Raw genomic sequence first — 3,163 nt, forward strand, 5'->3', positions numbered from 1 at the left:
CCATTTCTCGCCGCTACTTGCTGTTGAAGTTCCATGCGCTCGCTCTTGGTGAGTTTCATCGCAACCTCCGGTGGAATGGTTGTAATGATACTTCCCTTTTAAACGTTACAGTCCACTAGCCTCCGCGCCTTTTGGTTCTACGGGCATCTACTGAGGTCCGCAGTATGGCTTGAGTCATTTCGGGTGCTTTCCGTCAGGTATTTGGCCACACACGTCGGCGGCTCGGCTTGAAACGCGACTTTCGGCCTGCCGTGTGCAAAATCACGTCACAGTTTAGGTCGGACGGTATTCACGCGCTCGTCAGGGCAGACGCGCCAGGGATCGGTGCCTCACGGGCTACGTCGCTGGTGTCCGCTTCTGCGGAACCTATTCGCTGCGGCGCCGACTGCGAACGACCGCATCCAGACTTGAACTGCCCTTGGAGCCAAGTCTTCGGCTTCGCAGCGGTGGACTAAACCGCTGTCGCGGTAATCGCTCCGGCAGCATCGTGGTTATTCGTTCCACCGCTGGTTCTGCCATGTTGACGGGTGAGGCAATCCGCCTCGCTCTTCGACAGGAGTTGAACCATGAACTCATTGACGCCCTCCGTCTCCCCGTTGCGCCAGCGCATGATCGACGACATGCGGATGCGCAAGTTCAACGGCAAGACCCAGATCCACTACATCCGCGCCGTTCGCAGGCTCGCCGCCTATCTCAAGCGATCGCCGGACACCGCCACCGCCGAGGACCTTCGGGCCTTCCAGCTGCACATGGTCGAGACCGGCACGGCACCGCCGACCATCAACTCCACGCTCAGTGGCCTGAAGTTCTTCTTCGATGTGACGCTGGGCCACGCCGAACTGTTGGTCAAGGTGCAGCCTGTTCGCCAGCCACGCCCGCTGCCCGTTGTGCTGAGCTGCGACGAGGTCGCCCGTCTGATCGCCGCTGCACCGAACCCCAAGTACCAGGCGGCGCTGTCCGTGGCCTATGGGGCCGGGCTGCGCGCCAGCGAGGTCTGCGCGTTGAAGGTCACCGACATCGACAGTGAGCGCATGACGCTGCGCGTGGAGCAAGGCAAGGGCCGCAAGGACCGTTACGCCATGCTCTCGCCCGTGCTGCTCGAGCGGCTGCGGGCATGGTGGCGGGTGGGGCACGCGCAAGGCAAGATCCTGCCCAACGGCTGGCTGTTTCCCGGGCTCAACCCCATGGACTCACTGTCCACCCGGCAGCTCAACCGTGCGATCCACCTGGCCGCCGACGCCGCCCACATCGACAAGCGCGTGTCGATGCACACGCTGCGCCACAGCTTTGCAACGCATCTGCTCGAGCAGAAGGTCGACATCCGCGTGATCCAGGTGCTGCTGGGCCACAAGCGGCTGGAGACCACCGCGCTGTACACCCACGTGGCCACCGAAGTGCTGCGCGCGGTGATCAGCCCGCTGGAGACGCTGCCCTCGTCGTGAGTCTGCGGTCTCTGCGGTCATGGGGCACGCAGCCCTGGAAGTCGCCGACATCTTCCGCATTCATGGACCCGCCTGGCGCCAGGCTCAGCGTGGCCACCTGAGCCTGGCCCAACTCAAGGTCATGTCGGCCATCGAGCAGTGCCGCAGCGCGGCATTGGGTGGGCATGTCTTGCGCTGCGAGGGGTGTGGCACCGACCAGATCGCCTACAACTCCTGCCGCAACCGGCACTGCCCCAAGTGCCAGGCCAGCGCGGCCCGGCGTTGGCTGCAGGCGCGCAACGCCGACCTGTTGCCGGTGGAGTACTTCCACGTGGTCTTCACGTTGCCAGCACCCATCGCCGAGATCGCGTACTGCAACAAGGCGGTGGTCTATGGCTTGCTGTTCGACATCGCCGCTGAGACTCTTTTGACCATCGGAGGTGATCCGAAGCACCTGGGCGCTCGACTGGGTGTGACGCTGGTGCTGCACACCTGGGGCTCGGCGCTCACACACCACCCGCACGTGCACGGTATCGTCCCCGGTGGCGGCCTGGCGAGCGACGGCGAACACTGGATCGCCTGCCGGCGCGGGTTCTTCCTGCCGGTGCGCGTGCTCTCCCGGTTGTTCCGCCGGCGCTTCCTCGAAGCGCTGCAACAGGCGCACCGTGATGCCCGGTTGCAATTCTTCGGTGAACACGCGCCGCTGGCGGACGCTGCGGCGTTTGCCCGCTGGCTGGCACCGCTGCGCCAATGCGAGTGGGTGGTCTACGCCAAGCGCCCGTTCGCCGGACCCCAGGCGGTGCTGGCGTACCTGTCGCGCTACACGCACCGGGTGGCCATCTCCAACAGCCGACTCGTGGCACTTGATGAGCGCGGCGTGACCTTGCGGTGGAAGGACTACCGCGACAAGGGCCATGTCCAAGGCAAGACACGCCACAAGACGATGACGCTCGATGCCGGCGAGTTCATGCGCCGCTTTCTGTTGCACGTGCTGCCCGGAGGCTTCCACCGCATCCGCCACTACGGACTGCTGGCCAACTGCAACCGAGCAGCCTGCCTGGCGCTTGCACGCCAGCTGCTGCAAGTGCCTCTGCAGGATCCACAGGTTCCGCCACCCTGCGACGATCCGCAGGACACCGTGCGCCCAACCTTCGTCTGCCCGCACTGTGGCCACGCGATGACCATCGTGCTGACCTTCACGCGCGGCGAGACGATCCGTGCGCCACCTCTTCAGGCGCCGCCATGAACGTTCCTCGCTGCCTCGGCAACCCATGTTTGTTGACGCTTCAAACGTCGGCATGGTCAGCTCGTGTTCGGCGCTCCACACACTCACGTCCGCGCCCGCACAAGGCCTCGTCGATGACGACCTTGCGCCTCCTTGTCCGTATGAGCCCGGTCGTTGGGAGGCAGCGCGCAATTCAAAAGCACCATCACCGCGCCACCGCACGCATGCAATCGCCATAGCGTGAACCGGCACCGTGGCGTTCGCCGCGGTTTCCTCCCTCGAGGCTTGTTCAACACCCGCCCTTCATCCTGGCGCATCGTGGTGTGTGTGGCTCGCGGGCAGGTGTCGAACAAACCTAAACGATTGCCGAAGTCTAGCCGGCCTCGCACCCGCTCGATCAACCTACATGGCAAGTAGGAGCCGCAGACTCGATGTCTAGCTGCAGCAAGTTGAGCGTGTCCAAGAGTGCCGATACGGGTGTCCAGGTCCCACCGTTCCCGCTGTCCACGAGAAACCG

At 64.3% G+C, this 3,163-nt stretch carries 2 protein-coding genes; both read left to right on the top strand.

Going from position 1 to position 3,163, the window contains the following annotated elements; translation table 11 throughout:
• Positions 1-566 precede the first annotated feature (566 nt).
• Positions 567-1,442 (top strand): site-specific integrase, encoded by an 876-nt coding sequence (locus Q0C59_RS19330; protein ID WP_291218645.1) that lies wholly within the window; start codon positions 567-569, stop codon positions 1,440-1,442.
• Between the two features lie 19 nt (positions 1,443-1,461).
• Entirely contained in the window at positions 1,462-2,667 is a 1,206-nt protein-coding gene (locus Q0C59_RS19335; RefSeq protein ID WP_291218647.1) for an IS91 family transposase, read from the top strand.
• Positions 2,668-3,163 lie beyond the last annotated feature (496 nt).

The organism is Hydrogenophaga sp. (assembly GCF_022844385.1).
Classification (GTDB): domain Bacteria; phylum Pseudomonadota; class Gammaproteobacteria; order Burkholderiales; family Burkholderiaceae_C; genus Hydrogenophaga.